Source organism: Pseudomonas sp. GW704-F2, assembly GCF_059423025.1.
On sequence record NZ_JBWKXO010000005.1, the window covers coordinates 20,759 to 43,793 of the forward strand.

21 protein-coding genes are annotated in these 23,035 nt (G+C 62.3%); 6 read left to right on the forward strand and 15 right to left on the reverse strand.

Features of this window, described 5'->3' with window-relative positions:
• Positions 1 to 39 precede the first annotated feature (39 nt).
• The 10 genes from AC07W0_RS05795 to AC07W0_RS05840 form a co-directional block, all read right to left on the reverse strand.
• On the reverse strand, positions 40 to 1,227 hold the full coding sequence (locus tag AC07W0_RS05795; RefSeq protein ID WP_017849752.1) for an ATP phosphoribosyltransferase regulatory subunit: 1,188 nt from the start codon (positions 1,225 to 1,227) through the stop codon (positions 40 to 42).
• A 280-nt stretch (positions 1,228 to 1,507) separates the two neighbouring features.
• On the reverse strand, positions 1,508 to 2,374 hold the full coding sequence (hflC, locus tag AC07W0_RS05800; protein ID WP_017849753.1) for a protease modulator HflC: 867 nt from the start codon (positions 2,372 to 2,374) through the stop codon (positions 1,508 to 1,510).
• Entirely contained in the window at positions 2,374 to 3,549 is a 1,176-nt protein-coding gene (gene hflK / locus AC07W0_RS05805) for an FtsH protease activity modulator HflK (protein WP_017849754.1), read from the reverse strand. The genes hflC and hflK overlap by 1 nt, the downstream gene beginning before the upstream one ends.
• A gap of 96 nt (positions 3,550 to 3,645) precedes the next feature.
• Entirely contained in the window at positions 3,646 to 4,947 is a 1,302-nt protein-coding gene (gene hflX, locus AC07W0_RS05810; RefSeq protein WP_046384903.1) for a ribosome rescue GTPase HflX, read from the reverse strand.
• A 12-nt stretch (positions 4,948 to 4,959) separates the two neighbouring features.
• Positions 4,960 to 5,220 carry an RNA chaperone Hfq gene (gene hfq, locus AC07W0_RS05815; RefSeq protein ID WP_017849756.1) on the reverse strand — a complete coding sequence of 87 codons (261 nt, stop codon included), beginning with the start codon at positions 5,218 to 5,220 and terminating at the stop codon, positions 4,960 to 4,962.
• A gap of 94 nt (positions 5,221 to 5,314) precedes the next feature.
• A complete protein-coding gene (gene miaA, locus AC07W0_RS05820; protein ID WP_017849757.1) occupies positions 5,315 to 6,286 on the reverse strand; it encodes a tRNA (adenosine(37)-N6)-dimethylallyltransferase MiaA in 972 nt (323 codons plus the stop codon).
• A complete protein-coding gene (mutL, locus tag AC07W0_RS05825; RefSeq protein WP_102617175.1) occupies positions 6,286 to 8,199 on the reverse strand; it encodes a DNA mismatch repair endonuclease MutL in 1,914 nt (637 codons plus the stop codon). Before mutL ends, miaA begins: the two co-directional genes overlap by 1 nt.
• Positions 8,199 to 9,620 (reverse strand): N-acetylmuramoyl-L-alanine amidase, encoded by a 1,422-nt coding sequence (locus AC07W0_RS05830; RefSeq protein ID WP_017849759.1) that lies wholly within the window; start codon positions 9,618 to 9,620, stop codon positions 8,199 to 8,201. Before AC07W0_RS05830 ends, mutL begins: the two co-directional genes overlap by 1 nt.
• Positions 9,621 to 9,635: 15 nt before the next feature.
• Positions 9,636 to 10,106 (reverse strand): tRNA (adenosine(37)-N6)-threonylcarbamoyltransferase complex ATPase subunit type 1 TsaE, encoded by a 471-nt coding sequence (gene tsaE / locus AC07W0_RS05835; protein WP_017849760.1) that lies wholly within the window; start codon positions 10,104 to 10,106, stop codon positions 9,636 to 9,638.
• Positions 10,094 to 10,954, reverse strand: coding sequence for an NAD(P)H-hydrate dehydratase (locus AC07W0_RS05840; RefSeq protein ID WP_102617176.1), 861 nt, complete (start codon positions 10,952 to 10,954; stop codon positions 10,094 to 10,096). Before AC07W0_RS05840 ends, tsaE begins: the two co-directional genes overlap by 13 nt.
• 63 nt (positions 10,955 to 11,017) lie before the next feature.
• Here AC07W0_RS05840 and queG point away from each other — a divergent pair, with 63 nt between their 5' ends.
• Positions 11,018 to 12,085 carry a tRNA epoxyqueuosine(34) reductase QueG gene (gene queG, locus AC07W0_RS05845; protein WP_102617177.1) on the forward strand — a complete coding sequence of 356 codons (1,068 nt, stop codon included), beginning with the start codon at positions 11,018 to 11,020 and terminating at the stop codon, positions 12,083 to 12,085.
• Here queG and AC07W0_RS05850 read toward each other — a convergent pair.
• Positions 12,079 to 12,696, reverse strand: a complete 618-nt coding sequence (locus tag AC07W0_RS05850; RefSeq protein ID WP_169850564.1) for a trimeric intracellular cation channel family protein — start codon at positions 12,694 to 12,696, stop codon at positions 12,079 to 12,081. The genes queG and AC07W0_RS05850 overlap by 7 nt on opposite strands.
• Positions 12,697 to 12,785: 89 nt before the next feature.
• Positions 12,786 to 13,328, reverse strand: coding sequence for an oligoribonuclease (gene orn, locus AC07W0_RS05855; RefSeq protein ID WP_017849764.1), 543 nt, complete (start codon positions 13,326 to 13,328; stop codon positions 12,786 to 12,788).
• Between the two features lie 108 nt (positions 13,329 to 13,436).
• Between orn and rsgA the strand changes: the two genes are divergently transcribed.
• Positions 13,437 to 14,468 (forward strand): small ribosomal subunit biogenesis GTPase RsgA, encoded by a 1,032-nt coding sequence (gene rsgA, locus AC07W0_RS05860; protein ID WP_017849765.1) that lies wholly within the window; start codon positions 13,437 to 13,439, stop codon positions 14,466 to 14,468.
• Between the two features lie 49 nt (positions 14,469 to 14,517).
• Here the strand turns inward: rsgA and motB are convergent, their stop codons facing one another.
• Both motB and motA read right to left on the reverse strand, forming a co-directional pair.
• Positions 14,518 to 15,534, reverse strand: a complete 1,017-nt coding sequence (motB, locus tag AC07W0_RS05865; protein WP_102617178.1) for a flagellar motor protein MotB — start codon at positions 15,532 to 15,534, stop codon at positions 14,518 to 14,520.
• 3 nt (positions 15,535 to 15,537) lie between these two features.
• Positions 15,538 to 16,389 (reverse strand): flagellar motor stator protein MotA, encoded by an 852-nt coding sequence (motA, locus tag AC07W0_RS05870; protein ID WP_017849767.1) that lies wholly within the window; start codon positions 16,387 to 16,389, stop codon positions 15,538 to 15,540.
• A 166-nt stretch (positions 16,390 to 16,555) separates the two neighbouring features.
• On the opposite strand from motA, the gene AC07W0_RS05875 reads away from it, so the two are divergent.
• From AC07W0_RS05875 to asd, 3 genes are read left to right on the forward strand one after another with little or no spacing between them, the layout of a single operon-like run.
• Entirely contained in the window at positions 16,556 to 18,091 is a 1,536-nt protein-coding gene (locus AC07W0_RS05875) for an HDOD domain-containing protein (RefSeq protein ID WP_102617179.1), read from the forward strand.
• A 57-nt stretch (positions 18,092 to 18,148) separates the two neighbouring features.
• On the forward strand, positions 18,149 to 18,964 hold the full coding sequence (gene rhdA / locus AC07W0_RS05880) for a thiosulfate sulfurtransferase (protein ID WP_017849769.1): 816 nt from the start codon (positions 18,149 to 18,151) through the stop codon (positions 18,962 to 18,964).
• 16 nt (positions 18,965 to 18,980) lie between these two features.
• Positions 18,981 to 19,841, forward strand: coding sequence for an archaetidylserine decarboxylase (asd, locus tag AC07W0_RS05885; RefSeq protein ID WP_017849770.1), 861 nt, complete (start codon positions 18,981 to 18,983; stop codon positions 19,839 to 19,841).
• A gap of 131 nt (positions 19,842 to 19,972) precedes the next feature.
• Here the strand turns inward: asd and serB are convergent, their stop codons facing one another.
• On the reverse strand, positions 19,973 to 21,187 hold the full coding sequence (gene serB / locus AC07W0_RS05890) for a phosphoserine phosphatase SerB (RefSeq protein ID WP_017849771.1): 1,215 nt from the start codon (positions 21,185 to 21,187) through the stop codon (positions 19,973 to 19,975).
• Between the two features lie 134 nt (positions 21,188 to 21,321).
• Between serB and AC07W0_RS05895 the strand changes: the two genes are divergently transcribed.
• Positions 21,322 to 22,851, forward strand: a complete 1,530-nt coding sequence (locus tag AC07W0_RS05895) for an AhpA/YtjB family protein (RefSeq protein ID WP_102617180.1) — start codon at positions 21,322 to 21,324, stop codon at positions 22,849 to 22,851.
• Positions 22,852 to 23,035 lie beyond the last annotated feature (184 nt).

The window sequence follows — 23,035 nt, forward strand, 5'->3', positions numbered from 1 at the left end:
TCGCGCAAACTTGGTGCCGGCGATGGCCGGCAGGAAAACTCAAGAAGCCAGTGGCGATACTTGCCAAAGCCCGTTCTGCAGAATCAATTGCCGGTCGCAGTCCGCTTCACGGGCGGCAGCCAATGGCTGCCCAGGCAACGCCTGGACGACACGCTGACCCTCACCGCGCAACTGACAAACCTGCTGCCAGAGTGCTGCGTCCGTACTGTCGGGCATCCAGATGCCACCAGACGGCAGCTCGACCTCAGCACGCCCCAGGGTCACCAGGGTTTTCAAATCGGTGGAAAAGCCGGTGGCCGGACGCGCACGACCGAAGTCGGCGCCGATATCGTCATAACGACCGCCTTGGGCGATGGCCTGGCCAACACCCGGCACAAACACAGCGAACACCACACCGGTGTGGTAGTGGTAACCGCGCAACTCACCCAGGTCGAAATACAGCGGCAGTTGCGGGAACCGCGCCGACAACTGCGCGGCAATCGCCAGCACGTCATCCAGTGCCGCCAATACCGGCGCCGGCGCATTGGCCAGGCGCTCACGGGCAGCGTCCAGGACTTCGCGGCCGCCGCACAGGTTCACCAGCGCACGCAGCATGTCAGCCAGCTCGGCCGGCACGCCTTCGGTCAAGGCGACGACTTCATCGATTGCCTTGCGCTGCAGGGCATCGAACAGCTGTTGTTCCACTTCACCGGACAAACCGGCCGCACGCGCCAGGCCACGGTAGATACCGACGTGACCCAGATCCATGTGGACATCCGGCACGTCAGCCAGTTGCAGCATGGCCAGCATCAGGCTGATGACTTCCACGTCGCTGCTCGGGCTGGCATCGCCATACAACTCGGCGCCCAACTGGATCGGGCTGCGCGACGACGACAACGCCCGCGGCTTTGCATGCAGCACGCTGCCGGCATAGCACAGGCGGCTCGGGCCTTCGCGACGCAGGGTGTGTGCATCAATGCGCGCCACTTGCGGCGTGATGTCGGCACGGAACCCCATTTGCCGGCCCGATTGCGGGTCAATGACCTTGAACGTGCGCAGATCGAGGTCCTGGCCCGCGCCGGTCAGCAGGGATTCCAGGTACTCGATATGCGGGGTCACGACAAACTCGTAACCCCAGCTCTGGAACAGATCCAACACCTGGCGACGCGCTACTTCAATGCGCGCAGCTTCTGGTGGCAGTACTTCTTCGATGCCATCTGGCAGCAGCCAGCGGTCTACCGTTGCCATTACGCCATTCCCCTATGATCCGGGCGGCCAGCCCTCGGCCGAGCCTTGAGTGAAGCAGAAAATGCCTGCCCCCGGCATAAACCACGCGCAAGAGCGACGTGACGAACGGCCTGCAAACGGCCTCGTCGGGCACTTTCCTCGAAAAATCTGTCGCGCCTGCCGAATCAAACATGCAGACGCAAAAAAGCCGGGAATTTCCCGGCTGCCGCATCATACACCCGTTTTCTCAAAGGATCACCCCGCCAGGCGTTTTAGCCGCCCGACGGGAGTGAACAATGAGTTACTTGGACTTTTCCAGGTAGCGGAAGAAGTCGCTGCTCGGGTCCAGCACCATGACGTCGGTTTTGTTCGCAAAGCTTTCACGGTAGGCACGCAGGCTACGGTAGAACGCGTAGAACTCCTGGTCCTGGCCGTAGGCTTTGGCGTAGATCGACGCGGCTTGCGCATCACCGTCACCACGCGCCTCTTCAGACTCGCGATAGGCCTCGGCCAGCAGTACGCGACGCTGACGGTCGGCATCCGCACGGATACCCTCGGCCAGTTCGTTACCTTTGGCGCGGTGCTCACGCGCTTCACGCTCACGCTCGGTGCTCATGCGCTCGAACACGCTGCGGTTCACTTCCTTCGGCAGATCGATGGCCTTGACCCGGACATCGACAACTTCGATCCCCAGCTCTTTTTCCGCCATCGTATTCAGCGAACGGGTGATATCCGCCATCAGCGCATCACGTTCACCGGACACCACCTCGTGCAGGGTGCGTTTACCGAACTGGTCACGCAGGCCCGATTCCAGACGACGCGACAAACGCTCGTCGGCAATCTGCTTGAGGCCGGAGGTCGCGGTGTAGAAGCGCTCGGCATCCTTGACGCGCCACTTGGCGTAGGCGTCAACCATCACGGCTTTCTTTTCCAGGGTCAGGAAACGCTGTGTCGGTGCATCCAGGGTCATCAGGCGCGCGTCGAACTTGCGCACCTGGTTGACGTAGGGGACTTTCACATGCAGGCCCGGCTGGACGTCTGCCTGGACCACGCGACCGAATTGCAGCAGCACCGCACGCTCGGTCTGAGCGACGATGTAGAAGCAGTTCCAGGCAGCGATGACCACGACGACGCCCACAATCAGGGCGGTCAGCGATTTATTGCTCATCAACGACTCTCCCTGGTACGTGTTTGCTGTTGCAGCAAGTCAGCGGCCGCCCGGGCGCTCGCTTCGTTGGCAGCGGCATTCGAACCGGTGGCCGGTGCGCTGGCGCCACTACGTCCACCCTCGATCATCTTGTCCAACGGCAGGTACAGCAGGTTGTTCTGCCCACCCTTGCCGCCGGTCACGAGAACCTTGCTGGTATTGCTGAAGACTTCCTGCATGGTGTCTAGGTACAGACGCTCACGCGTGACTTCCGGTGCCTTGCGGTACTCGGCGACCAGCTTGGTAAAGCGATCCGCCTCACCCTTGGCGCGGGAGACCACTTCATCGCGGTAACCGTTGGCATCTTCAAGGATGCGCTGGGCCTGACCACGGGCTTCCGGCACGACGCCGTTGGCGTAGGTTTCAGCCTGGTTGCGCGAACGCTGCTCGTCTTCACGGGCGCGGATCACGTCATCGAAGGCTTCCTGCACTTCACGCGGTGCCGCTGCGCTCTGTATGTTGACCTGGGTGACGGTGATACCAGTGCGATAGGTGTCGAGGAACCGTTGCAGGCGCTCCTTGATCTCGCTGGCCATCAATTCACGACCCTCGGTGAGCACCTGATCCATCGCGGTGGAACCCACCACGTGGCGCAGGGCGCTCTCAGTCGCCTGTTGCAGACTGATCTCAGGTTGATCGACGTTCAGCACGAAGTCCTGCAGGTTGCTGATCTTGTACTGCACGGTCAGCGGCACTTCGACGATGTTCTCGTCTTCGGTCAGCATCTGGCCCTGCTTGGTGTAGGCACGCTCACGCGTGACGTTCTCCATGTACTTCTTGTCGATCGGCGGGAAGTAGATGTTCAGGCCCGGGCCGACAGTCTCGTAGTACTTGCCGAAGCGCAGCACCACGGCTTGCTCCTGCTCGTCCACCACGTAGACCGCGCTGTACAGCCACACGGCCGCGAGCACGACAAGCCCAAGGCCCAGCAGGCCATAGCCGCCGCCCTTGCTTGTGCGACCGCCATCGTCACCACCGCGTTTTTTTCCACCACCGAACAACCCATTCAGGCTTTCCTGCAGCTTTCGGAAGGCCTCGTCGAGATCCGGCGGCCCCTTGCGGTCGCCATTATTGCGGCGCTTACCACCCCAAGGATCCTGATTATTCGAGTTGCCACCCGGCTCATTCCAAGCCATAGCGCTCTCCATCTGATAAAGCAAAGACGCACCCACGGCGCGCCGACCAATGCTACAGAATGCCTGCTACTGCGGCACAACCGCTTTCTCAGGCTTTTATTGCAAAGTGTGTTGCTCGATGAACTCTGTCGGTACAACGCCTTCGCGACTGACCAGCCGATTCAGCTCCGAGCGCGGCAATCGAACGGCCAGCAAGCTGACGCCATCTTCATCGTGTTCTTCTTTCTGTACCGCGCCCAGCTCGAAAAACTGTGCACGCAGTCGAGCAAAACGCTGAGGCAAGCGCAAGGTGCCGACGAACAAATCGTTGCCGAGCAACTCGGCAATCGCTTGCTCGAGCAAGTCCAGGCCCCGGCCATCACGCGCCGACAGCCAGACCCGCTGGGGCTTGCCGTCCTCGTCGCGCTGAATTTGTGGCTCAACGCCTTCAAGCAAATCGAGTTTGTTATAGACCTCGAGGATGGGCAAGTCCTGGGCACCAATCTCGCCCAGCACCACCATCACCTGTTCAATCTGCAACATGCGATCCGGCTCGGCCGCATCAATCACGTGCAACAGCAGGTCGGAGTTGCTCGACTCTTCGAGCGTAGACCGAAACGCCTCGACCAGCTTGTGCGGCAAGTGCCGAATGAAGCCCACGGTGTCGGCCAGCACGATCGGCCCCAGGTCGGCCAGTTCCAGGCGACGCAGGGTCGGGTCGAGGGTCGCGAACAGTTGGTCGGCCGCGTACACGTCCGACTTGGTCAAGTTGTTGAACAGCGTGGACTTGCCGGCGTTGGTGTAACCCACCAGGGAAACGGTCGGGATATCCGCACGGCTGCGGCCACGTCGCGATTGTTCGCGCTGGCTGCGGACTTTTTCCAGCCGGCCCTTGATCTGACGCAGGCGAACCCGCAACAGTCGCCGGTCGGTTTCCAGCTGGGTCTCGCCCGGGCCACGCATGCCGATACCGCCACCCTGACGCTCAAGGTGAGTCCAGCCGCGCACCAGCCGGGTGCTCATGTGGTCAAGCTGGGCCAGTTCAACCTGGAGCTTGCCCTCATGGGTACGCGCGCGTTGGGCGAAAATATCGAGAATCAGGCCGGTACGGTCGATCACGCGACACTCGAAAACACGTTCGAGGTTACGCTCCTGACTGGGCGTGAGGATGTGATTGAAGATCACCAGATCGGCCTGTTCGGCATGGACCAGGTCGCGCAGTTCCTCGACCTTGCCGCTGCCAATCAGGTATTTGGCGGTTGGCCGATGACGCGGCACGTTAAAAAACGCAACGGTCTCGGCGCCGGCCGAATTAGCCAACTCCTGAAACTCCTGCGGATCTTCGCGCGCCTCAGGGTCCTGTCCATCCAAGTGAACGAGGATCACTCGCTCACCACCACCGTGGCGCTCAAAGAACAAAGGAGACTCCTATCAGGCGTTACCTGGCTCAGCGTCACCCTGTTCGCCATCAGTCGCGCTAGGCAGACGGATTGGACGGACGGGAACGACTGTCGAGATAGCGTGCTTGTAAACCATTTGGCTGACGGTGTTTTTCAGCAGGATAACGAACTGGTCGAACGATTCGATCGTACCTTGCAGCTTGATACCGTTGACCAGGTAGATGGAAACCCCCACTTTCTCTTTACGTAAAGTATTCAAGTAAGGGTCTTGTAGCGAATGCCCTTTTGACATGTGCCGCACTCCTTTAAGGATCAATAATAAAAAATCGGAAAATAAATAGCTTATGGCCGTCACACCCCCAAGGATAGACGGCAATTGCAAGGACTCAGCTCAATATGGAGACCGTTCCCAAGTATTTCAAGGCGCGTGACAGATTGTCGCTGTCCAGGCTGTCCAGCCAGTGCAAATCGCTCCAGCTGCGCAGCCAGGTGAACTGGCGCTTCGCCAATTGGCGCGTGGCAATGATGCCGCGCTCCTGCATTTCGGCTGACGTCAGCTTGCCATCCAGATGATCCCAGACTTGGCGATAGCCTACAGCACGTATCGAAGGCAACCCCGGATGCAGGTCACCTCTTGAACGCAGTGCTACGACCTCCTCCACGAACCCCTGTTCCAACATAATTGTGAATCTTTGTGCAATTCGTTCATGCAGCACCTGGCGATTTGCCGGAGCAATCGCCAGATTCGCCACAGTATAGGGCAATTGTGAGCGCCCCGATGCGCCTGCGTCAGCACTTTGCGCAGATTGTCGCTGCCGATGCTCGGTCATGGTCTGACCACTTACCCGCCAGACTTCCAGAGCTCGACTGAGGCGCTGCGGATCGTTGGGGTGGATGCGCGCGGCGGACACCGGATCGACCGCCGCCAGTTGCTCGTGCAAGGCTTGCCAGCCAAGGCGCGCCGCTTCCTCTTCGAGCTCGGCGCGCACCTGGGCGTCGGCCGGCGGCATATCCGCCAGGCCTTCCTGCAAAGCCTTGTAGTAGAGCATCGTGCCGCCCACCAGCAGCGGGATGTTGCCGCGCGCAGTGATATCGGCCATGGCCGCCAGGGCATCGCTGCGAAAATCCGCCGCCGAATAGCTCATCGCGGGGTCGATGATGTCGATCAAGCGGTGCGGATATTGCGCCAGCAACTCCTTCGAAGGCTTGGCCGTGCCGATGTCCATGCCGCGATAAACCAGGGCCGAGTCGACGCTGATCAGCTCGCAGGGCAGCACTTTGCTCAGCTCGATAGCCAGGTCGGTCTTGCCGGCGGCCGTGGGGCCCATCAGGAAGATCGCGGGGGGCAAGGCACTCATCAGCGGCCGCGCAAGAACAGTTTGTCCAGATCGTCCAGGCCCATTTGGGTCCAGGTCGGTCGGCCATGGTTGCATTGTCCGCTGCGCTCGGTGTTTTCCATGTCGCGCAGCAGGCCGTTCATTTCCGGCAAGGCCAGGCGGCGATTGGCGCGGATCGCGCCGTGGCAGGCCATGGTGCCGAGCAGCTCGTTGATGTGCGCCTGGATACGATCACTGGTGCCGTACTCCATCAGGTCCGCCAAGACGTCGGCCACCAACCGGTTGGCCTCGGCTTGCTTGAGCAGCGCGGGAATCTGGCGGATCGCCAGCGTTTCCGGGCCCAGGCGTTGCAGTTCAAAACCGAGTTTCTGGAACACGCTGGCGTGCTCTTCGGCACAATCGGCTTCGCGCTGGCTGACCGCCAGGGATTCCGGCACCAACAGCGGCTGGCCGCTCAGGCCTTCGCTGGCCATGGCGATTTTCAGGCGCTCGTACATGATCCGTTCGTGGGCCGCGTGCATGTCCACCAGCACCAGGCCATGGGCGTTTTCCGCAAGGATGTAGATGCCCTTGAGCTGCGCCAATGCATAGCCCAGTGGCGGAATATCCCCGCCACCTTCGGGCAACGCGACCGCGCTCGGCTCGGCGCCCGGCAGCGGCGCAAAGAATTCACGATAGGCCGCCTGGGCCTCGGCCGCCGGCACCGCCGATTGCGGACGCGGGGTGTATTGATACTGATAGCCCGCCCCCGACCCCGAACCCGGCGCCGTGTAGCTCGGCTGGGGTTGCGGCGACTGCAGCAGGTTGCCCGCCAGGCTCATTTCGCCCTGCGGACCGAACTCGCCGGCTTGCGGGCCGCTCGGACGAACCACCGCCGTCACGATCGGCGCGGACAGCTGGTCATCCGGGCGCACATCGCCCAGCGCGCGGTGCAAGGTGCCGTAGAGGAAGTCATGCACCATGCGCCCGTCACGGAAGCGCACTTCATGCTTGGTCGGGTGTACGTTGACGTCGACCACCGATGGGTCGACCTCGAAAAACAGCACAAACGTCGGGTGCCGCCCATTGAACAGCACGTCGCGATACGCCTGGCGCACCGCGTGGGCCACCAGCTTGTCGCGCACCGCCCGGCCGTTCACAAAGAAATACTGCAAGTCCGCCTGGCTGCGGGAGAACGTCGGCAACCCCACCCAACCCCACAGGCGCAGGCCATTACGTTCGATTTCAATCGGCAGCGCCTGCTCCAGGAACCCCGCGCCGCACACCGCCGCCACCCGCCGAGCGCGCGCGGCGTCATCGTTGGCTTCGTGCAGGCTGAGGATGGTCTTGCCGTTGTGGCGCAGGTGGAATGCCACGTCGAAGCGCGCCAGGGCCAGGCGCTTGATGACTTCCTGCAGGTGATCGAATTCGGTTTTTTCGGCCTTGAGGAATTTGCGCCGCGCCGGGGTGTTGAAGAACAGGTCACGCACTTCCACCGAAGTGCCCACCGGATGCGCAGCCGGCTGGACCCGAGGCGCCATGTCGCGGCCTTCGGTTTCCACTTGCCAGGCCTGGTCGGCGCTGCGCGTGCGGGAGGTCAGCGTCAGGCGCGCCACGGAACTGATCGAGGCCAGGGCCTCACCGCGAAAGCCCAGGCTCATCACCCGCTCCAGGTCTTCCAGGTTGCGAATCTTGCTGGTGGCGTGCCGCGCCAGGGCCAGCGGCAGGTCATCGGAGGAGATGCCGCTGCCGTCGTCACGCACCCGCAGCAGCTTGACGCCGCCTTGCTCCACATCGACATCGATGCGCTTGGCGCCGGAGTCGATGCTGTTTTCCAGCAACTCCTTGATCACCGACGCCGGCCGCTCGACCACCTCGCCCGCCGCAATCTGGTTGGCAAGGCGCGGGCTGAGCAGTTCGATGCGCGAGCCGCTGTTGAGGATCGATTCGCTCATTACTGTGCCGCCAATTCAGTGCCGGGGATGGTCAACACCTGGCCGACTTTCAGCTCATCGGTTTTCAGGTGGTTGGCGCTGCGCAACGTCGCAGACGACACTTGGAAGCGCACCGCCAACATGGCGAGGGTATCGCCAGGCTGTACACGATGGTCACGTGGGCCCTGGGCGATTTTCCCGGAGTCGCGCAGCCAGGCGACATACGAGCCCGGTGGCGGGTTCTGCTGGAAGAACTGGCGCACGCCGGAGCTGATGGAACGTGCCAATGCCTGCTGATGGCTGGCGCTGGCCAGTTTCGAGGCTTCGTTGGCGTTGGAAATGAACCCGGTTTCCACCAGGATCGACGGGATGTCCGGCGATTTCAACACCATGAACCCGGCCTGCTCCACGCGCTGTTTGTGCAGCGATGTCACGCGACCGATGTTGCTCAGGACTTTCTGCCCGACGTTCAAGCTGGAGGTCAGCGAGGCGGTCATCGACAGGTCGAGCAGTACACCGGCGAGCATCTTGTCCTTGTCGTCGAGGGACACGTTGCCGGCCCCGCCAATCAAGTCGGAACGGTTTTCACTGTCAGCCAGCCAGCGGGCCGTCTCGGACGTGGCGCCGCGATCCGACAGGGCAAACACCGAGGCGCCGAAGGCGGCAGCCGACGGCGCGGCGTCGGCATGGATCGAGACGAACAGGTCGGCACCCTTCTTGCGCGCAATTTCGGTGCGACCGCGCAGCGGGATGAAGTAGTCGCCGGTACGGGTCAGCTCGGCGCGATAACCTTTCATGCCGTTGACCTGGCGCTGCAATTCACGGGCGATGGCCAACACCACGTCTTTTTCATGCTGGCCACGCGAGCCGGAAGCGCCCGGGTCTTCACCACCGTGACCGGCGTCGATCACCACGATGATGTCGCGTTTACCCGCTGGCGCTGGCGGCGGCGGTGGCAACTTGACCTGCGGTTGCGACGGGTTGACCGGCACGGCCGGTACGGTCGCCACGCTCGGCGTCGGCGCGGGCGGCGGTGCGGCATCGGCGGCGTTGTCGAACAGGTCGACCACCAGGCGGTTGCCGTATTGGGCGTTGGGCGCCAGGGAGAAACTTTTCGGGGTCACGGCCTTTTTCAGGTCGATGACCACGCGCAGATCGCTCGGCGTGCGCTGGGCCGAACGCATGCTGGTAATCGGCGTGTTGGCAGTGGAGATTTTCAGCGGCGCGGCCAGGGTCGCACCGTTGATGTCGATCACCAGGCGATCAGGCGCCGTCAGGGTAAAGACGCTGTGCTGGACCGGGCCAGACAGGTCGAACACCAGTCGCGTGTTATCCGGCGCTCGCCACAGGCGAACACTCTTCACCTGTGAAGCAGCCAGAGCATTGACAGTCATTGCCGCAAGCAACACCCCTACGACAGCAACCAACGCGCGAAAGCGCATACCTAACCCCACCAATTATTTGAATTCCAATGCCAGAGCAGCGCACCACGACTCACCGCGCGCACCCTGGGGCAACAACTTCAGCCGACGTCCGTGCTCATGCGGCGTAATGGTAATGGTCAGGTCCGGCTTTGGCAAAAAGCCTGTGCCTTTATCTGGCCACTCGATCAGGCACAGCGCGTCATCCTCGAAATAATCCCGAATCCCCATGTACTCCAGCTCTTCGGGGTCCACCAGACGATAGAGATCAAAGTGGAAGGCCCTTGTCGCCCCGATCTCATAAGGCTCGACCAGCGTAAAGGTCGGACTTTTCACCGCCCCAGCATGGCCCAACCCGCGAATGATGCCCCGCGACAGCGTGGTCTTGCCCGCCCCCAGGTCGCCCTCGAGAAAGATCAGCCCCGCGCCGCCTGTCACCTGGGCAATCCGATGACCGAAGGCGACCATTGCCGCTTCATCCGCCAGGAAAAGGTTTACTTCAGGCACGGCGACTGTTCCTCGAGCAATTGACGAATGGCGGGTATCAGATCACTGGCCGCCAGGCCGCGGCCAAAGGTGCCCTGCCGGGCTCCCGCCGTGGCGTGCAGCCACACGGCCAGGCAGCCGGCTTCATAAGCGGGCATGCCCTGTGCCAGTAACGCGCCCACCAGGCCGGCCAATACGTCGCCGAGCCCCGCGGTCGCCATGGCCGGATGGCCTTGGTCACATCGCGCGACGCGACCGTCCGGGCTGGCGATCAGACTGCCCGCCCCCTTGAGAATAGCCACTGCCTTGAATTTCTGGCTCAACGCGCGCGCCACCTTAAGACGATCCGCCTGAACCTCGGCTGTCGAAATACCCATCAAGCGCGCCGCTTCGCCCGGATGCGGGGTGATCACGCAGTTGGCGGGAAGACTGACGCTGCCGGTCGCCAACTGGTTCAAGGCATCGGCGTCCCAGACTTGCGGCTGCTTGGCGTTGGCGGCGACGGACAGCAGGCTCTTGCCCCAGGCGGCATGGCCCAGGCCCGGGCCAATGACGATAACCGAGATCTTTTCGAGCAAACCCATCAATTGGTTGGCCGAACTCACGCCGACGCTCATGACTTCCGGCAGGCGCGCCAGCGCGGCGGGCACGTGTTCAAGGCGAGTCGCCAGGGACACCATGCCCGCCCCGCTGCGCAGCGCACTTTCGGCACTGAGCAACGCAGCGCCGCCAAAGCCTCGGTCGCCGCCGATGACCAGCAGGTGACCGAAGCGGCCTTTATGGGCGTCCGGGGAACGCGCAGCCAGTTGCGGCAAATTGCCGGGCAACAGGGGCTGAACGTCGGTTATTGCGTGTTTTGTCTGCGGCATGCGTCTTCAAGCTCCGATGTCTGGCAGAATTATACTCATCTAACCTGTGGTTTCCCGTGTCTCATGCCTGCTATTACTTCCGATCTGCCCGCGCTAGCCCAATCGATCAAAGACTGGGGCCGCGAGCTGGGCTTTCAACAAGTCGGCATCAGCGGCCTGGACCTGGCCGAGCATGAACAGCACCTGCAACGCTGGCTCGACGCGGGCTACCACGGCGAGATGGAATACATGGGCGCCCACGGCAGCAAACGCTCGCACCCCGATGAATTGGTGCCGGGCACCTTGCGCGTAGTCTCACTGCGCATGGATTACCTGCCCGGCGACACGCACATGGCGCAACGGCTGGCCCAACCGGAAAAAGCCTACATCTCCCGTTACGCCCTGGGCCGCGACTACCACAAACTGATCCGCAAGCGCGTGCAGCAACTGGCCGAACGCATCCAGGCACAAATCGGCCCCTTCGGCTTTCGCGCCTTTGTCGACAGCGCGCCAGTGCTGGAGAAAGCCATCGCCGAGAAAGCCGGGCTGGGCTGGATCGGCAAAAACACCCTGGTCCTCAATCGCAAGGCCGGCAGCTACTTCTTCCTCAGCGAGCTGTTTGTCGACTTGCCGCTGCCGGTCGATCCGCCCCACGCCACCGAGCACTGCGGCCGCTGTACCGCCTGTCTGGATATCTGCCCGACCAACGCGTTCGTCGGGCCCTACGTGCTGGACGCGCGGCGCTGCATTTCCTATCTGACCATCGAACTCAAGAGCGCGATCCCCGAAGACTTGCGCCCGCTGATCGGCAACCGGGTTTTCGGTTGCGATGACTGTCAGATCGTTTGCCCATGGAATCGTTTCGCCCGCACCACCGCAGAAAGCGATTTCAAGCCACGGCACAACCTGGATAACGCACAACTGGCCGAACTGTTCATGTGGGACGAGGAAAAATTCCTCAGCAGCACCGAAGGCTCGCCCCTACGCCGTGCGGGTTACGAGCGCTGGCTGCGCAACCTGGCGGTAGGCTTGGGCAATGCGCCACCGAGCATTCCGGTGCTGGAAGCCTTGAAGGCGCGCCGGGACTACCCGTCGGAGCTGGTACGCGAACATGTGGAATGGGCGCTGAAGCAGCATGCCGAGCGTCAGTGAACGTCGTCGTTGTAGATGAACTTGGGCATTTCCCAGTGAAAACGGATCGCCAGCAGGCGCAGGAGAAAGCCGCTGAACAGGGTGAGCATAATCGCCTGCTCGCCCGGCAATTGCAGGTAAAGGCACAGCAAGTAGAACCAAGCGGCGAGGAATGACACGCTGGCGTACAGCTCACGGCGAAAGATCAGCGGGATGTCGTTGCAGAAAATATCCCGCAGGATCCCGCCGAACACCCCGGTGATCACGCCACTGACCGACGCCACCAACATACCGTGGCCCATTTCTAGGGCGGTCATGCAGCCGATCAGGGTAAAGGCGACCAACCCCACGGCATCCAGCGCCAGAAACAGCGAGCGCAGGCGGCGCATCAGCGGCGCGATAAAGATCGTCACCAGTGCGGCGACGGAAGTCAGCACCAGGTATTCCGGGTGCTTGACCCAGGTCAGCGGGTAATGCCCGAGCAGCACATCGCGCACCGAACCGCCACCCAACGCCGTCACGCAGGCGATCAGCACCACGCCAAACCAATCCATGCCGCGTCGACCGGCAGACAAGGCGCCAGTCATAGCTTCGGCGGTGATGGCGACGAGGTAGAGCATCAGCAGCATGATGGCGATCCTTACAAAGAGGCGCGCAGTCTAATCATTTGCTGACGGCACCAAAAGAGGGCGCTTGGCGAAAGACCGAGGCGCCCCCAGCATCAAGCCTTGATGAAGTGCTTGCGGTAGTGCTGCAACTCGGCGATCGACTCACGAATGTCATCCAGCGCCAAATGAGTGCTGCCTTTATGGAAGCTGTCTTTGACTTCCGGCGCCCAGCGCGCGGCCAGTTCCTTGAGCGTGGACACATCCAGGTTGCGGTAGTGGAAGTAGCTTTCCAGCGCCTTCATGTGGTTATAAAGAAAGCGGCGGTCCTGGCAGATGCTGTTACCGCAGATCGGCGACTTGCCCTTGGGCACCCACTTTTCCAGGAAGGCGATGGTTTCGGCTTCGGCTTCGGCCATGCTGACACGGCTGTCGCGCACGCGCTGGGTCAGGCCGGAGTTGCCGTGGGTGCGGGTGTTCCACTCGTCCATGGTGGCGAGGACGGCGTCGCTGTGGTGGATGGCGATCACCGGACCTTCGGCCAAGGTGTTGAGGTTGCTGTCGGTGACAATGGTCGCCATCTCGATGATGACGTCGGTGTCGGGGTTCAGACCGGTCATTTCCAGATCGATCCAAATCAGATTCTGTGGGTTTTGCATGGCTTGATTCTCTTGGCACCTTGGCGTAGCTGCGCAGTTTAGCAGGCGGGGCCGTGCTAGACTCGCGACCGTTTCACCCAACCTTTGCATTATCGACACGGAACACCAATGGCCAAACGCCAGCTCAACCGTCGCCAAAACTGGCGCATCGAAAAGATTCAGGGCGAACGCGCCGCACGCGCCGCCAAACGTGAATCCTCCGCCGTGGAAGCGCTCGAGGGCGGCGACCTGGGCCCCGAACAAACGGGCCTGGTGATCGCGCACTTTGGTGTGCAGGTCGAGGTCGAGGCGCTCGAAGGCGAACTCGCCGGCCAGGTCTTCCGCTGCCACCTGCGCGCCAACCTGCCGGCGCTGGTGACCGGCGACCGAGTGGTGTGGCGTGCCGGCAACCAAGGCATCGGCGTGATCGTCGCGCAACTGCCCCGCACCACCGAACTGCGCCGTCCCGACAGCCGCGGCCAGTTGAAGCCGGTGGCGGCCAACGTCGACATGATCGTCATCGTCTTCGCACCGCTGCCCGAGCCCCATGCCAACCTGATCGACCGTTACCTGGTCGCCGCCGAGCATGCCGGCATTCGCCCGCTGTTGTTGCTGAACAAGTTCGACCTGATCGACGAACAGAACGCCCCGGCGCTCAACGCGTTGCTGGCGGTCTACCGCACCCTGGGTTACCCGGTGCTGGAAGTGTCGGCTCATCACGGCAATGGCATGGAACAGCTGCAACACCAGTTGGACGGGCGCATCAGCGTGTTCGTCGGCCAGTCTGGCGTGGGCAAGTCCTCGCTGGTCAACAGCCTGCTGCCGGAAGTCGACACCCGTGTCGGCCCGCTGTCGGAGCTGTCCGGCCAGGGCACCCACACCACCACCACCGCGCGGTTGTTCCACTTCCCCGGCGGCGGTGAGCTGATCGACTCCCCAGGCATTCGTGAATTCGGCCTCGGCCATGTCAGCCGCAGCGACGTGGAAGCCGGTTTCATCGAGTTCAACGACCTGATCGGCACCTGCCGCTTCCGCGACTGCAAACACGACCGCGAACCCGGTTGTGCCCTGCTCAAGGCGTTGGAAGATGGCCGCGTGCAGCAGCAACGGATGAACAGCTATCGGTCGATTATTGCGAGTTTGCCCGAGAGCAGTTACTAAACAGCACATACGACAAGGCCGCGTTTATCGCGGCCTTGTCGTATACAGCTTACGATCCCGTACCCGGCACCGTAGGGTCTTTCATCCCGCCACCCTCGAACAGGTTCAGCTTCTGCCGCAACTCATGCGCCGGCAACGGCTCCTGCCCCGGCGGGATCGCGTTCGGGTCGGCCGGTGCTGCGCCCTGCGTGCCCGTATCTGGGGGCTGTGGCGGTGGCGGCTGATCACCTTCAATCGCGCGCTGGGCCTTTTTGGTCAGCACGACGATATCGATCCGACGGTTGATCGGGTTGAATGGGTCCTTCGAATCAAACAGCTGCGACGAAGCGAAACCCACCACCCGCGCCACCTGCGAGTCCGGGTAGCTGCCAGCCACCAGCGCACGTCGGGCGGCGTTGGCGCGGTTGGCCGAAAGCTCCCAGTTGCCGAAGTCGCCCTGCCCCGAATACGGCTTGGCATCGGTGTGGCCGCTGATGCTGATCTTGTTCGGCACCGCCTTGATGGTGTCGGCCATGGCCAGCAGGATGTCTTCAAAGTACGGCTTCAACCGCGCACTGCCAGAGTCGAACATCGGCCGGTTGGCGGCGTCGGTGATCTGGATGCGCAAGCCATCCGGCGTGATTTCGAAGGAAATCTGATCCTTGAATTTCAGCAACTGCGGGTTTTCTTCGACCTTGGTCTGCAATTCCTTCAGCAACAATTCGAGGCGTTCCTGCTCGACCTGTTCGGCCAGGCTCTCGACGGTGTCGCGCTCGATCGGAATTTTTTCCTGCGGCGCCTCGGTCTTGACCTCAGGGTTGATGGTGCGCTCCGGCGCCAACTGCGGCGAACCGCCCAGGTCGATCACGAAGGGTGTGCCGCTTTCCGAGAAGCCGATCGGGTCTTTGAAGTAACCGGCGATGGCGATCTTCTGCTCGGGGGTCGCGGTGGACATCAGCCACAGCACCAGGAAGAACGCCATCATCGCCGTTGCAAAGTCGGCGAAGGCGATTTTCCAGGCGCCACCATGGTGCCCCGCAGCGAAGCGCTTGACGCGCTTGATGATTATCGGCTGGTTGTTTTCCATGGCTTAGCGACCGCGAACCGCTTGTTCCAACTCGGCAAAGCTCGGGCGATGTTTCGGGTACAGCACCTTGCGACCGAATTCCACCGCCAGCGAAGGCGGCATGCCGGAGGCCGAAGCCACCAGGCTGGCCTTGATCGCTTCATACAGATTGACTTCTTCCTTGGCATCGTGGGCCAGGGAGGTGGCGAGCGGACCGAAGAAACCGTAGGCCGCGAGAATACCGAAGAACGTACCCACCAGCGCCGCACCTACGTGCATGCCGATGGCCGCCTGGTCGCCCTCGCCGAGGGAGGCCATGGTCACCACGATACCGAGTACCGCCGCAACGATACCGAAGCCGGGCATGCCGTCGGCAATACCGGTGACGGCGTGGGACGGGTGCTCCAGCTCTTCCTTGAGGCTGAACAGTTCCATGTCGAACAGGCCTTCCAGCTCGTGGGGAGCCATGTTGCCGGAGGACATGATGCGCAGGTAATCGCAGATGTAGGCGGTCATGCGCTCGTCTTTGAGCACTGCCGGGTACTTGGCGAAAATCGGGCTCGCTGCAGCGTCTTCGATGTCCGCTTCGATGGCCATCATGCCTTCACGGCGACTCTTGTTGAGGATCTCATAAACCAGGCCCAGCACTTCCATGTAGAAGGTGTGGGAGAAGCGCGAGCTGAACATGCCCAGCGACTTCTTGATCACGTGCATGGTCATGTAGCCGGGGTTGGCCTGCAAGAATGCGCCGAATGCCGCGCCGCCAATAATCATCACTTCGAAGGGCTGGATCAACGCTGCAATCTTGCCGTGAGACAGGACATAGCCACCGAGCACACTTGCAAAGACGACGATGATGCCGATTATTTTAGCCATAGGGGTTTTGTACTTGCGCCGTCGGGTTCATGGACATATTTGGGGTAACTGAAAAACTCTTGTTCTACTTATCGGCAAAACTGCGCCAGACTATAGGCCGTCAAGGCGAAAAGCCAGTTCGGCCCGTTCAGGGCGTGTTGAAGTAAGTGATGATCGCGCCCCAATCATGGCCAATGAAAAGACAGCCCCATCTGTAAGACCCATCTCTCTCGCCGCTTGGATCAAGTGCCTGGACGAAGTCCGGTTGCCCGTTCCCCAGGCCAGCCACGAGCGCGTGTGCAAAGCCATCCGCGATAGCCGCAGTTCTTTGCGAGATATTGCCGAGCTGATGCAGAACAGCCCGTCGCTGGTACTCAGCGTAATGCGCGAGGCCAACAGCCACACCCATGGCAGCATGGCGGAACCGGCAGAAAACCTTGAGGTGGCGCTTAACCGTCTCGGCCTCAAACGCGCCGAGGACCTGCTGGAACGGCTGCCGTCGGTGCCGATGAATGAAATCCCCGTCGCCTTTCGCCAACTGGTGCTGGTCAGCCGCCACGCGTCGCAGCAAGCCAGCGGCTTGTTCGCCAGCCGCCTGGCGCGGTTGTGGCAAGACATTCATTGGGGCAGCCTGCTGTTCCTGGCGCCGTTGTGGCCGATGGCTGTGGCCTACCCCAAGCTCCTGGACGAATGGGAACTGCGGGTAATCCACAAAGGCCAATCGGCGCGTCAGGTCGAACAAGAATTGTTCGGCGTGCGCCTGCTCGACCTGTGCCTTGGCCTGACCGAAACCTGGCACCTGCCGATCTGGGTATCCCAGGGCTATCACCTGCTGCTGACCGAGCAACGCTTGCTGGTCAAGGCATTGCGCATCGCCCGGGAAGACGACCCACTGCGCCAGCAACAACTGCTGGATGCCGAACCCAGTTTGCGGCGCTGGCTGAACCAGCCGGCCAATACGGTGTTGCTGGCCAACGGCCTGGCGATGTCGGCCCAGGAATCCTGGACCTGCCCGCATACCGAGCGCTGGCAATACCTCACCGCGCTGTACCTGCAACAGCCGTTGAGCGAGGTGCAGCAACAGGTTCACCAGCAAGCGGTGATCAGCGCTCGCGCAACCCTGATGCCCGACCTCTGGCACCCGGCGCTGTCGCTGATCTGGCCGTGGAATGTACAGAAAATCCATCGCGGCCTGCTGCCCGCACCGCCGCCAACCGCCGAGGCCCTGGCCGTCTGGCGCAGCCGTTGCACCGAACTGCTGGTGGAGCCAAGCCGCTTCGCCAACGCCATGCACCTGACCACCTGCGCCAAGGATGCCCTGGAGGCCAGCGGCATGCAGCGCGTCTTGCTGTTCATGGCCGATCGCGCCCTGAGCACCCTGCGCGTCCACCAGGCCGCCGGCCTGCCGAAGGACGCCGCCAACTTGAGCCTGGACGTGGTCAACAGCACGCTGCTGCAACGCATGCTGGAAAAATCCGCCCAGGTGCGCCTCACGCCCGACAATCACGCGCAATTTGCCGCCCTGTTGCCGCCGATCCTGCGTCGCCTGTTCAACGGTGAACACCTGCTGTTGCGCTCACTGAGCTGCAACGGCCGGGTGGTCATGCTGATGATCGCCGACCAGGGCGGCGGGCCGTTCTCGGAAACCACCGTGCAGGCCTTTGGCAAAACCGCTCAATGCATCGAGAAAGCCCTGCACAGCTTTACCAACCGCACCGGCTGATGCTTGCGCTACAATCGCCCTCTTTTATCGCCAACATTTGTGCCCAGGAGACCTCACATGCCTGACTTCTCTGGCTTGCCGCTGGTGATCGAACCCAGCGACCTGCTTGGCCGCCTTGATGCCGACCAACTGATTCTGGTGGACCTCACCAGCGCCGCCCGCTACGCCGAAGGGCATATCCCCGGCGCGCATTTCGTTGACCCCAAGCGCACCCAACTGGGCCAGCCGCCAGCCCCCGGCCTGCTGCCGAACAAGGCAGACCTGGAAAAACTGTTCGGCGAGCTGGGCCACACCCCGGACGCGACCTACGTGGTCTACGACGACGAAGGCGGTGGCTGGGCCGGACGTTTCATCTGGCTGCTCGACGTGATCGGCCACACGAAATACCACTACCTCGACGGCGGCCTGCTGGCGTGGCTGGCAGACCCGCTCCCGCTGTCCACCGAGGTGCCGGCCCCGGCTGGCGGGCCTGTCAGCCTCACGCTGCATGACGGCCCCACCGCGACCCGCGAATACCTGCAAAGCCGTCTCGGCGCCGCCGACCTGGGCATCTGGGACGCACGCGGCCCGCTGGAATATTCCGGCGAAAAGGTCCTGGCAGCCAAGGGCGGTCACATCCCCGGTGCCGTGAACTTCGAATGGACTGCCGGCATGGACAAGGCGCGCAACCTGCGCATCCGCCGCGACATGCCGCAGATCCTCGAAAACCTCGGGCTGACCCGCGACAAAGAAATCATCACCCACTGCCAGACTCACCACCGCTCTGGCTTCACCTACCTGGTGGCCAAGGCGCTCGGTTATCCGCGAGTCAAAGGTTATGCCGGTTCCTGGGGCGAATGGGGCAACCACCCCGACACCCCCGTCGAGATTTAAGGTTTAAGGACAGTTAATGAAAAAGCAGTTGTTCATCCTCAGCCAGTACTTGCTGCCGCACCACTTGCTGTCGCGCCTGGCCGGCTGCATTGCCGAGTGCCGCGTGCGCTGGTTCAAGAACGCGTTCACCGCCTGGTTCGCCAAGCGCTATCAAGTGGACATGTCCCAGGCCCTGGTTGAAGACCTGAGCGCCTACGAACACTTCAACGCGTTCTTCACCCGCGCCCTGAAAGACGGCGCGCGCCCACTCGATCAAACCCCGGGCGCCGTGCTGAGCCCGGCCGATGGCGCAGTCAGCCAGCTCGGCCCGATCGAGCATGGTCGCGTGTTCCAGGCCAAGGGCCACAGCTTCAGCGTGCTGGAATTGCTGGGCGGCGATGCGGCCATGGCTGCGCCGTTCATGGGCGGCGATTTCGCCACCATTTACCTGTCGCCGAAAGACTACCACCGGGTGCATATGCCACTGGCGGGCACCTTGCGCGAGATGGTCTACGTGCCAGGGCGGATTTTCTCGGTCAACCAGACCACCGCCGAAAACGTGCCGGAGCTGTTTGCGCGTAACGAGCGGGTTGTCTGCCTGTTCGACACCGAACGCGGCCCGATGGCCGTGGTGTTGGTGGGCGCGATGATTGTGGCGTCGATCGAAACCGTGTGGGCCGGCCTGGTCACGCCGCCCAAGCGCGAGCTGAAAACCTTCCGCTACGACGAAGCCGCGCGTGCGCCGATTCACCTGGAGAAAGGCGCAGAGCTGGGTCGCTTCAAGCTGGGTTCGACCGCAATCGTGCTGTTCGGGCCGGATCAGGTGCAGTGGGCAGAAACACTGGTGGCGGGTTCGCCGGTGCAGATGGGCCAGGGCATCGCGTTACCGAAAGCCTGATCCGAAACCTGCAAAGATCCAATGTGGGAGGGGGCTTGCCCCCGATAGCGGTGGCTCAGTCACTTATTTGTAGCTGAACCACTGCCATCGGGGGCAAGCCCCCTCCCACATTTTTAAGCGCATTGTTTCAGTTAGAGCTGCCCGTCGCGGTCGCGAAAGCCCAACAGATACAGCACTCCGTCCAACCCAAGGGTCGAAATCGCCTGCTTGGCCGATTGCTTGACCAGCGGCTTGGCGCGGAACGCCACGCCCAACCCGGCAATCGCCAGCATCGGCAAGTCGTTCGCACCGTCGCCGACCGCAATGGTCTGCTCCAGACGCAAACCTTCCTTGTGAGCCAATTCCCGCAGCAAGTCGGCCTTGCGCTGCGCGTCGACGATCGGCTCCACGGCCACGCCGGTCACCTTGCCATCCACCACTTCCAGCTCGTTGGCGAACACATAGTCGATGCCCAGCTTGGCCTGCAATTGCTTGGCGAAGTAGCTGAAGCCGCCGGACAGGATCGCAGTCTTGTAGCCCAGGCGCTTGAGTTCGGCGAACAGGGTTTCGGCGCCTTCGGTCAGGCGCAGGGAGGCGCCGATCGAATCCAGCACGCTGACATCCAGGCCCTTGAGCAACGCCAGGCGCTCCTTGAAGCTGGCGCGGAAATCCAGCTCGCCGGCCATGGCGCGCTCGGTGATCGCGGAGACTTGCTCACCCACACCGGCAGCCTTGGCCAGTTCGTCGATGACTTCGGCTTCGATCAGCGTGGAGTCCATGTCGAACACCGCCAGGCGGCGGTTGCGGCGGAACAGCGAATCTTCCTGGAAGGCGATATCGACATTCAGCTCTTGGGCCACGCTCAGGAAGTCGGCACGCAAGGCTTGGGGATCGGCCGGTTCGCCGCGCACGGAAAACTCGATGCAGCCCTTGCCCTGGTCATCTGGCGTGTCCAATGGCATGCGGCCCGACAGACGGTCGATATGGTCGATATTCAAGCCATATTGCGCGGTGATCGAGCTGACGCGCTGCAACTGCTCGGCCGTCACCTTGCGGGTCAGCAAGGTCACGATATGGCGTTTTTTGCCCTGGCCGGACACCCAATGCCGGTAATCCTCTTCGGACACCGGGGTGAAACGCACCTGCTGATCCAGCTTGTACGCGGTAAACAGGATGTCCTTGAGGACAGACGACGCCTGCTCGGTGCTGGGGATTTCCACCAGAATCCCGAAGGACAGGGTGTCGTGGATCACCGCCTGGCCGATGTCGAGAATGTTCACACCACCCTGGGCCAGAACACCGGTAATGGCGGCGGTCAGACCTGGCCGGTCTTCCCCCGTGATGTTAATCAGGACAATTTCGCGCAAAGCGCACCCCCAGGCTGGAAAAAAACCGCATTCTACCCACTTTCAGTGACCATCGGGCACAGCCAGCGCTTTGCCGGTCTTGGGCCTGTCGCTATACTGCGCGTCAACTTCACGGACTAAAGAGCCGAGCTCAAGTGAACCGGCCCACGCCAGTAAAAACCGACAACTTCTTTCTGCTGATCTTCCGGGCACTGCGCCACCGCCGTGTACCGATCGCATTACGCATCGCCAGCCATAACGTGATCCTGGTCGCCCTGGCCCTGGTGATCTACGCCTGCGTGATGGGTTTGCAGTTCAAACAGGCCATGCACGAACAAGCCGATGCCCTGGGCGAGAGCTTGACCACCCAGACCGCCACCTCGGCGACCGAGCTGCTGGTGTCCAACGACATCCTCAGCCTCAACGTGCTGCTCAACAACCTGACCAAGAACCCGCTGGTGGCCCACGCCGCCATCTACAGCGTGGACAACCGGATCATGGCCGAAGCCGGGCAACGCCCGAAAAACGGCCTGCTGGGTGAAGCCGAAGGCCTGTACCAGAGCAATATCACGTTTCAGGATGTGAAAGCCGGCCAATTGCGCATCAGCCTGGACATGCAGCAATTCCAGCAGCCGATGACCATCAGCCTGCAAAGCATGGGCATCCTCAGCGCGATCCTGCTGGCGCTGGCCCTGGCCTTGAGCCTGCGTCTGGGGCGGCATATCTCCACGCCGTTGATGCAACTGCGCATCTGGCTGCGGGATATCGACGAGCACACCCCGGCCACCGATCGTCAGGACGAGATCGGCGACCTTGCGCGCCAGCTTCACGCCAGCTTCGCCCCGGAACCTGTGGTACACGAGGTTGAACCCGAGCCCGAGTTCGACGACAGCGATTACGACGAACCTGCCTTTGAAGTGCGCAACCTGCGCGACCCGGGTTTTGACGAAAGCGCGCCGGTCGCGGGCCTGAAGCCTGCGCCACGCCATGTAATCAAGGCCGAAGAAGACGAGCTGGACGACGAAGACCCGTTCGCCGACCTGCGCGACACCTCGGCCAGCAGCCCGGCTATCGCGCCGAAGCCCGTGCCGACAAAGAACGCCGAACCCCAACACAGTGCGGTCCTGGCCGTGCAACTGGGCGCCCAGGACCAACTGCGCCGCCTGCCCCGCGCCCGCCTGACGGAATTGCTGGAACGCTACCGCGACTGCCTCGACCAGGCCGCCTCGCTCTACCAGAGCGAGCTGCACACCCTGAACGATGGCAGCACATTGATGTTGTTCCACAGCGAAGACAGCGGCGAAGACTACCTGACCAACGCCATCTGCTGCGGCGAACTGCTGCGCGCCCTGGGCCATGAGCTGCAGATCGAAGTGGCCGACAGCGGCATCACGCTGCAACTGCAACTGGGCCTGACCGTTGGCAACGACCTGTTCGGCATGACCCAGATCGACCTGCTGCTGACCGAAATCGCCCAGGACGCCCTGGCCTTGTCCCAACACAGCCGCAACCTGCTGCTGGTGGAGCGCAAGATCAGCGAAGACACGCTGATCCGCCAACGCGCGCGCATCCGTCCGATTGCCAGCCCCGAGGGCGCCAGTTGCGTAGAGCGCTTGATGGAGCCGTATCCATCGATGCTGGAGCGGCAATTGGCGCGAATGCACGAGTCCCGCGTCAAGCCCTAGGGACACCATTGAACCAATGTGGGAGGGGGCTTGCCCCCGATGACGGCGTGTCAGTCAAAACGGCGGCAACTGACACATCGCTATCGGGGGCAAGCCCCCTCCCACATTTGGACGCCACAAGCCTCAAGTAAAACGCGCACAAACAAAAAGGCCCGCTGAATAAGCGGGCCTTTTGGGTTGGAGC